The organism is Acetobacter lambici (assembly GCF_011516885.1).
In the GTDB taxonomy this organism is placed as follows: Bacteria; Pseudomonadota; Alphaproteobacteria; order Acetobacterales; family Acetobacteraceae; genus Acetobacter; species Acetobacter lambici.
The window spans coordinates 1-8,713 of record NZ_WOTD01000063.1 but is presented as its reverse complement, the minus strand read 5'-3'; the positions used below and the strand labels follow the sequence as shown (position 1 = coordinate 8,713).

The 8,713-nt window shown below is 56.1% G+C and carries 7 protein-coding genes; 3 read left to right on the top strand and 4 right to left on the bottom strand.

Annotated features, from left to right (window positions below; all coding sequences use genetic code 11):
* Positions 1-319: 319 nt before the first annotated feature.
* The 3 genes from GOB86_RS13965 to GOB86_RS13955 are packed head-to-tail and all read left to right on the top strand — an operon-like array spanning position 320 to position 3,445.
* A complete protein-coding gene (locus tag GOB86_RS13965; RefSeq protein ID WP_165993210.1) occupies positions 320-1,561 on the top strand; it encodes a flavin-containing monooxygenase in 1,242 nt (413 codons plus the stop codon).
* Positions 1,562-1,582: 21 nt separating this feature from the next.
* Positions 1,583-2,728: an acetylornithine deacetylase gene (gene argE / locus GOB86_RS13960; RefSeq protein WP_165993209.1), complete on the top strand. Its 1,146-nt coding sequence runs from the start codon at positions 1,583-1,585 to the stop codon at positions 2,726-2,728.
* A 39-nt stretch (positions 2,729-2,767) separates the two neighbouring features.
* Entirely contained in the window at positions 2,768-3,445 is a 678-nt protein-coding gene (locus tag GOB86_RS13955) for a DUF1028 domain-containing protein (protein ID WP_165993207.1), read from the top strand.
* 36 nt (positions 3,446-3,481) lie between these two features.
* Here the strand turns inward: GOB86_RS13955 and GOB86_RS13950 are convergent, their stop codons facing one another.
* The 4 genes from GOB86_RS13950 to GOB86_RS13935 form a co-directional block, all read right to left on the bottom strand.
* Entirely contained in the window at positions 3,482-5,089 is a 1,608-nt protein-coding gene (locus tag GOB86_RS13950; RefSeq protein ID WP_165993205.1) for a GMC family oxidoreductase, read from the bottom strand.
* A gap of 1 nt (position 5,090) precedes the next feature.
* The gene (locus GOB86_RS13945) at positions 5,091-7,460 is read right to left on the bottom strand and encodes a TonB-dependent receptor (protein WP_165993203.1); all 2,370 of its coding nucleotides are present in this window, start codon (positions 7,458-7,460) and stop codon (positions 5,091-5,093) included.
* A gap of 76 nt (positions 7,461-7,536) precedes the next feature.
* The gene (locus tag GOB86_RS13940; protein WP_165993201.1) at positions 7,537-7,950 is read right to left on the bottom strand and encodes a RidA family protein; all 414 of its coding nucleotides are present in this window, start codon (positions 7,948-7,950) and stop codon (positions 7,537-7,539) included.
* A gap of 150 nt (positions 7,951-8,100) precedes the next feature.
* A complete protein-coding gene (locus tag GOB86_RS13935; protein ID WP_165993198.1) occupies positions 8,101-8,607 on the bottom strand; it encodes a cytosine permease in 507 nt (168 codons plus the stop codon).
* Positions 8,608-8,713 lie beyond the last annotated feature (106 nt).

Sequence of the window (8,713 nt, the reverse complement as noted above, 5' to 3'; positions counted from 1 at the left end):
ATCGCGAAGGTCGCTTGCATACTCCAGGTCGTCCCGGCGATACTGCGCGCGGGTGATTTCAGTCCAGGCCATCTTGATCTCATCAGGTTATCGCAAACCCATGAATCATAACCTGCTGAAATCACTCAACTCATTTTCGGTCAGACACTAAGACCGAATAAGGTTTTTCCTATCCAGCAGGAGGGGAAACTCTTAGGAAAAGGCTAAGCAACGATAATCAATTCGATTGTTTCACCGGATGTTTCGTTTTCATATAACAACAAATAGAACTTCCTCTTGTGGAAGAGTTCTTCTGTCGTTCAACAGGGAAATGTCCAACATGACAATGGAAAACGTCGATACCCTCATCATTGGCGGTGGGCAGGCTGGCGTGGCAATGAGTGAGCATCTGGGGCGTCGGGCTGTGTCACATCTTGTCGTGGAGCGTGGTAAGATCGCCCAGAGATGGCGGGCTGAACGCTGGGATTCCCTGGTTGCAAACGGGCCTGCCTGGCATGATCGCTTCCCCAATCTGACGTTCCAGAATACGGACCCGGACGGGTTTGCGCCGCGCGGGCAGATTGTCGAGTATTTTGAAGCTTATGCCCGCCAGATCGATATGCCTGTGCGATGCGGGGTTGAGGTTCTGCGTCTTTCGAAAGCCACGGACGGCCAGGCATTTGTGGCCGAGACGACAGAGGGAAGCATTCGCGCCAAAAACGTTGTTGTGGCAACGGGACCGTTCCAGAAGCCGTCTTTTCCCAAGATTATTCCTGACAGTGCCGATGTGCTGCAGATGCACTCGAAAGCCTATAAAAACCCCCAGCAGATTCCGGCTGGCGGCGTGCTTGTAATTGGCGCAGGGTCTTCTGGCGCCCAGATTGCTGATGAACTGCGGTCTGCCGGGCGGGATGTCTGGCTGTCTGTCGGGCCGCATGATCGTCCGCCGCGCCGGTATCGTGGGCGGGATTTCGTGTGGTGGCTGGGGGTGCTCGGCCTGTGGGATATGAAGGTGCCCGGTCCGGACACGGAGCATGTGAGCATTGCCGTCAGTGGCGCGTATGGTGGCCATACGGTTGATTTCCGCGATCTGGCCGCCAAGGGCATCACGCTTGTAGGCCGCACCGAAACGTTCAGCGATGGCCAATTGAGCTTTGCGCGTGACCTTAAGAAGAACATTCAGGCGGGCGATGCGAATTACCTTTCCATGCTGGATGCGGCCGATGCCTACGTGGCGGAACATGGGCTGGACCTGCCTGAAGAGCCTGAGGCCCGTGCAATCGGGGCGTTTCCGAATTGTGTGGAAAATCCGTTGAGCACACTGGATCTTGAGCAGGCAGGTATCAAGACGGTCATCTGGGCAACCGGCTATCAGCTCGACTTCAGCTGGATTGATATTGATGTTCTGGATGCTCGCGGTGCGCCGCATCATGAACGGGGGGTATCAACCGAACCGGGCCTTTATTTCCTCGGTCTGGCCTGGCTTTCCCGCCGCGCATCTCCCTTCATATGGGGCGTGTGGCACGATGCGGACTATCTTGGTGATTATATTGCAAAACACCGCCTTGCTCTGGCAGGCTAATAGCGAAGGTATCCATGGCTCATGTCTGAAACCGAGGCTATTCTTTCTTCACTGATTGGCTTTCCCAGTATCTGCGGATTGCCCAATGATGAGATCATCGGCTGGATAGAGGCACATCTCCTTGCATCCGGCGCGAAAGTGCGCCGGGTGCCGGGGGAACAGCCAGGTCGCTTCAGTCTGTTTGCCTCGGTTGGCCCGGAAACATCGGGAGGCATCATCTTGTCTGCCCATGCCGATGTTGTCCCTGTTGCCGGGCAGGATTGGTCATCCGATCCTTTTGTCATGACGCGTGTGGAAAATCGGCTTTACGGGCGAGGCACCAGCGACATGAAAGGCTTTCTGGCCTGCATGTTGCGGGCTGCTTGTCTGGCGGGTAGCGGCACGCCGCTGATGCGGCCTCTCTACCTTGCCATCTCGCATGATGAGGAGCTGGGTTGCATCGGCGTGCGCTCCTTGCTTGCCGATCTACCGCATAATGATGAAATGCAGGTGGCTGGCTGCATTGTTGGAGAGCCAACGGGCATGCAGGTGGCTGTCGCCCACAAGGGAAAAATTGCCTTTGAAATTGCCTGTCTTGGCAAGGCTGCGCACTCCGCCAATCCCTTCCTGGGGAAAAGCGCCATCACTCTGGCTGCATATATGATTGACGCCATCGAGCAGCTTCAGGAGCATATTCGCCAGACAGAGCATTACGATACGCGTTTTGAAGTGCCGTTTTCCACGGTTCAGGCTGGTTTGATTTCCGGCGGCGCGGCACTGAACATTGTGCCCGATACCTGCACGATTACAGCAGAAATCCGGCTTCTGCCCGGATATGACGGTGCGCCGTATCTGGACTGGCTGGAACAGGCTGCCCATCTTGCAACGGAGCGTCTGGGCGGGGGAGAGGTGCAGATACGCCTCATTAATGCATATCCCGGCCTTAACGCAGCGTCGCAGAGCAACATCTGTTCTCTGGCTCTGCAAGAAGCCGGACATAATCAGGTGACCGTCATTGATTTCGGGACGGAAGCGGGTCTGTTCAGCGAAAAGCTGGGCGTGAACTGTGTGGTGTGCGGTCCCGGTTCCATCGGACGGGCGCACAAGGCGGACGAATACATTACCGATGCTGAACTGGCTGCGGCAGATCGTTTCATTGATGGCGTTCTGGATCGCCTCCGGCATTAAGGGGCATTTTTCTTTCTTTTTATCAGAGGACAGATTTTCATGACATTTTCCATCGTGGCACGCTGTGCTCGCACGGGTCAGTTTGGGATGGCTGTTTCATCATCCTCTCCAGCCGTTGGGAGCCGCTGCGCCTTTGCACGGGCAGGGGTGGGCGTGGTTGCAACTCAGAACGTCACGGACCCACGGCTTGGCCCGGCAGGACTGGACCTCATGGAAAGAGGCGCAACGGCCGCAGAATGTCGGGACATTCTTGTGCGTGACAACCCGTTCCGGGCATTTCGGCAGCTTGTCATTCTTGACAGGGAGGGAGACACGGCTTTGTGGGCGGGGGAGCGCATTCTTGGGTGTTATGCCGAGATTGCGGAAAAAAACGTTGCTGCAGCAGGAAACATGCTGGCTCATGCTGACGTGCCGAAAGCCATGAAAGAGGCGTTTTGTTCTTCCAGCCCGTCTCTGGAGTTGGGGGAGCGGCTGCTTCTGGCCATGGAAGCCGGACTGGCATCCGGTGGGGAAGCCGGGCCGGTTCATTCGGCTGGAATGCTGATTGTGGACGAACAGAGCTGGCCTTTGGCCGATTTGCGGGTTGACTGGAGCGATGAGCCGCTTGGCGATCTTCGTAAGCTCTGGTCCCACTGGAAACCTCAGATGCATGATTACGTCACGCGGTGTCTGGATCCGCTTGCTGCGCCATCCTACGGCGTTCCAGGAGACCGTTAAGTCTCCTGGCTTCTGGAAGAGGGATGGAGAGAGTGTTCAGAGCTCTTCCAGAATGAACCGTGCAGCCCTTGCGCCAATCATCATGCTTGGAGCACTGGTGTTCCCGCTGATGAGTGTTGGCATAATGGAGGCATCTGCTACCCTTAGCCCGTCTATTCCGTTCACTTTCAGGCGTGGTGTCACAACGGCATCATCGTCCGGTCCCATTCGGCATGTACCTGCCGGATGGAAGACTGTTGCGGCACGGTTGCGCAGATAGGCCAGGATCTGCTCCTTGCTGGTGCATTCATGGCCCGGCGCAATTTCCTGCCCACGGGTTTGGTCAAAGGCCTGTTGCGCCAGAATGCGGCGGGCAAACCGGATGCCTTCGTAAAGTATGTCCAGATCCTGCGGGGCAGAGGCAAAGTTGAAGTCGATAACCGGGGCATTGGTGCCATCTGTCGCCAGCCGGATGCTGCCCCGACTTTTGGGCCGCAGCACGCAGGTATGAATGGCAATGCCATGCCCCCATTCAAACAGACGCCCCCTTGGACTGCGATAGCCAGGCACGAAGTGGAACTGGATGTCTGGCACAGTGTTGGTTGGGGAGGTCCGCGCAAAACCGCCGGCTTCAACATAGTTTGTGGTGAGCCAGCCCTTGCGATTGAAGAGGAAACGCACGGGAGAGGATAAAACTGCCGGGAGCGACCTGGCCGAGAAACCGAGCGTTCTATGGTCTGTGGAGCGTACGGTGACCAGACCATCCAGATGGTCCTGCAGGTTTTGCCCCACACCAGGCGCATGATGAAGTGGGGAGACCCCGGCCTTGATCAGATCATCACTCCGTCCGATCCCTGACGCCATGAGAATTTGCGGCGACCCGATAGCCCCGGCGCAGAGAATGATCTCGCGCCGCGCCTGCAGCAAACGTGTTTGCCCGTTCTGTATAATGATGACACCGCGGGCCACCCTGTTTTCGATCACCAGATTGCGGACCTGCGCCTTGGGCACCAGGCAGAAGTTGGCGCGGTGCAGGATGGGATGCACAAAGGCCCTGTAGGCGCTCAGGCGGAAGCCATTGCGTTGCGTCACATCGTAAATGCCGACGCCCTCAAGTGTCTTGCCGTTAAAATCCGGATTTTCCGGCAGTCCGGCCGCAAGCCCGGCCTGCACAAAGATGCGGGACAGAGGATTGACGTCTTTGGGCGCACACACATCCAGCTCGCCCTGGAAGCCATGAAAGGCCGGGTCCAGATGCCGATGGCAGTGTTCAAGGTCACGAAATTCCGGAAGGACGTTCTCCCAGTCCCAGCCAGTGCAACCCAGTGCGCTCCAGTGGTCGTAATCCGAACGGTCTCCACGGATATAGATCATGCTGTTAAGGGTTGTAGACCCCCCAAGCGCCTTGCCGCGCGGCACATGAATGCGCCGTCCGGCAAGATGGATCTGCGGTGTGGAGTGAAATTGGTAGGCAAGGCGCTGGCTCTTGTAGAGAGTCAGCGTGCCTGCCGGGATCCTGATCCGTGGCGTCTGGTCGCTTCCGCCAGCCTCAATCAGGCAGACGCGGAAACGACCGCTTGCGCTCAGCCTGTTTGCCAGAACACATCCGGCGGAGCCTGCACCGACAATAATGAAATCGAAAGGTTCTGAGACATCAGACTGCATTTCAGAAACCGGTCGAGAAAGTTGCAAGGCAGGCAAAGGAAGGGGCAACGTAGTAGTTTGCCGTGCTCGCCACGGCGCCCGTGTTATACACGCCAGAGAGGTAGTGAGAGTCTCCAAGGTTGATGATGTTGAGACGGATGCTCGGTTTTTTCAGGAAGCCTACATCATGCATGCGGGCGCCAAGCATCAGATCAACCTGCTTGTGTCCGGGAATGCGCTCGTCGTTCATGAACGTGCCATATTCCTTATCAACATATTTCATCGAAACGCTGCCAAAGAAAGTGCCATCGTCATACTGAACGCCAATGGCGCCCATCCAGCGTGGGGCGGACGTCGCAATCTTGCCTTTTGTGGCGTAGGTTACGCCATCCATCGTGATGTTGCTGTCGGTTGTGGCATAGAGATATTCGCCCGACATGTAAGGGGAAATATGGTGCCACGGGGCAAGGCCCAGCTCGGCATCAACCCCGCGTGACGTCATTCCGCCAGCATCAAGGAAGTAGGGGACGGCATTGATATATTCGTTAATGGCATGGTGCACGAAGTTGTAATTGAACAACGTGACCGAAGCCGTTACCCAGCGGTCATGGTAACGGGCGCCCAGTTCTTCGGAAATGCTGTATTCATCTTTCAGATGTGTATTGGCGGTCTGATAAAGGCTGGGGTCGTAGGGGCTGTTATACTGGTTGTAAAATGCGGCTCCCAATGGGGCGCGGAAGCTGGTTGTGGCATTGGCAAAAACCTGAATGGCATTATTGACCTTGTAACTGATCGACACACGCGGCAAGGGCTCCGCCGAGTTATACCCGGTGGCGTATTGGGGGCCTGGCTGCTGGAGCGTGCCCGTGCGGGACGTCATGACTTCCTTGAAGCCGGCATTGATCCGCAAGCGGTCATTGAGCAGCCGGATTTCATCCCCGATATAAAGGCCGACCATTTGCGTAATGGTATGATACTGCCAGCCATTGAGGAGCATTCCATCTTGCAGGTGCAGATAGGAGCTTGAAACATTCCCGGCAGCATCCAGCCCGGAGAACGGTTCGCTCACGTTCATGTCGCTGTAGCCATACCATGCGCCAAAGACCAGATGGTTGAATTTGGTATCGTAATGCATGGCGGCATTGATGCCGGTATAGCTTTCGCGGCCAAGCCAGTCCCTTTTGGCGGTCACATTGCCGTCTTGCTCATAGGTGTTTCCGGCAAGTTTGCCCTCAACGGGCTGGGTGCCATTGTAGTAGGTGCCGCTTGTGGGCACGGTGGCGACGCCGAGCGGGGAGTTGCCCGAGCCATGGTAGAAATAGGGCGTGACGTCCAGAGAAAGCTGATTGTTGAATTTGAAATGGGATTGACTGCTCAGGAAGTAGTCAGTCCAGTTGGTTCCAAAACCCTTGTAATAATTGGAATCGCCAAATTTGTAGGTGCCATCAAGATTGATGCCGCCACCCAGGCCGTTCTTGTTCCATGAGGACAGGGACGGCGTGCTGTACCATGCGGCATCCGCATTGTTGTAGGTAAAGGTCAGGCTGGTGTTGCTTTCGGGCGCCCAGTCCTTGATCACCTTGAAATCGACATGACGACGATTGTTGCGGCCCGGCCCGCGCCATGCGCGGCTGGTCAGATTGGAAAAGGACGCAAAGGCCCGAATGCCCGTGTTGCCAATTTCGCCAGAATCATAGCGGATGAACTGACGGTTCATCTGGTGTGACCCATAGCTGACATCGACCTGGCCACCCCGTTTATAGGTCGGGTTTCGCACGTGGAGGTTCATCGTGCCACCAGCGGAATACACGGTCGGCATCTCGATGTTGGGCGCTCCCTGCTGGAGCTGCACGTTTTCCATATTTTCACTATCCACCCACTGGGAAGAGTTGGGAGAATAGTTATCGGGGTCGTTCATGGGCGCCCCTTCAAAAATATAGCCAATTTCCTGCTGGTTGAGCCCGCGCACGGTAATGGACCCTTCATCCGAAACCCCAAACGGATCGCCCATGGCGACGTTAGCGCCAGGGGTGAGAGTCACAAGGGCAAGCGGATTGGAGGCCGGTGCCTGCTTGCTGATGAATTCGCGCGCGACGGTGCTGACTGACCGTGCTTCCGTCTCATGCCGGATGAGGCCGCCGCCCAGCCTGTTGCGGGAGACGGAAACCTGAACCGTTTCCGGGTCTCCGCTGCTGTTAACAGCACTGGGCCTGTGGCTTTTGGCAGATGGGCCTGAAGGTCTGGCATGGGCTGTGTTATGCTGGCCCTTGCCGGATGTCGGGCCGGCGTGATGAACGGCAGATGTCGTGGCCGCTTTCGTGCTTCCCACAAGCAGGAGAAACGTCGACGAAAGAAGCAAACAATGGCGTGAAAGCGGGAATTTCGTCTGCATTGCGGTTCCTCTGCCAAAATGACTGGCGATTTTTACAGCTCAGTTTGGAAGTTCTTGTAGCAGTGAGGGGCGGGCATTAGTCGGGGATGACGGCGATAACATCGACTTCAATGAGCCATTCAGGACGTGCCAGAGCGACAACCACAAGGCCGGTAAAGATTGGAAAAACGCCTTTGAGGTGCTGGCCCAGAACCCGATATGTTGCTTCACGGTAACGGATATCGGTCAGATAGACGGTCACCTTGCAGATATGGGAAAGGTCAGATCCTGCTTCCTTCAGAAGCAGCGCAATGTTTTCCATCACTCTGTGTGCCTGGCCAACCGGGTCACCGACGGCAATGTTTTCGCGTGTATCCAGATCCTGCGGCACCTGCCCACGCACATAAACGGTTTTCCCGGCAACAACGGCCTGACAGAGGTCATTGTCGAGATTCTGCTCGGGATAGGTGTCTTTTGTGTTGAACGGTCTAATACGGATATGGGTAGGCATGGGCTGGTCCTTCCTTGCAGTTTCCGCGCTTAACGGAACTTTGGTGCGATAGTGTAATGATGCCCATTTAATGCACCGGATTAAAGAAAGGATGTGTAAGGAAGAGCTTCGGAAAAACTGAAGAAGGTCGCAGGAGTGGTTTGTAAGGGCTTAATGCGGGCGTCGGGCCCAGAACCAGTAAACAGCTCCGGGCACCAGAATGCCGATGACCCATGAAAAATCGATGCCACCGTAGAGGCTGGCAATCGGGCCGACATAAAGACCGTTTGACAGGAAGGGGATCTGGACGAGGATACCCAGCATATAACATGCAAGAGCAGGGCGGTTGACTTGGCCGTAAATGCCTCCATCCCTTTGGAAAAGAGATGCGATGTCATATTGCCCGTGTCGTATCAGGTAGTAATCGACCAGATTGATGGCTGTCCATGGGGACAGGACGGCTAGAAGAAGTGCGATCACGTTGTTCAGAATATCCAGCGTATTACCGGTAAGATTTATGGTAATGAGCGCGCTGGTCAGCAGGATGAGCACTGCTGCCATGGCGCGGGCCAGACCCGTTGGTTTCCAGTCTGCCCGGAATGTCTGCAGAAACGTCAGAGAGGACAGGGCCGCGCAATAGACCTGCATGGTGCTGCTAACCAAGGTCGATGTGGCCATGGCTCTGTTGCAAAATTCGGGTATTGGGTGTGCTGAACCCTTTTCGTGGGTTTCCCTTACGCGACAGCGTGGGTGACGGGGATTCCGAGCGCGGTGAAGCGGTTGA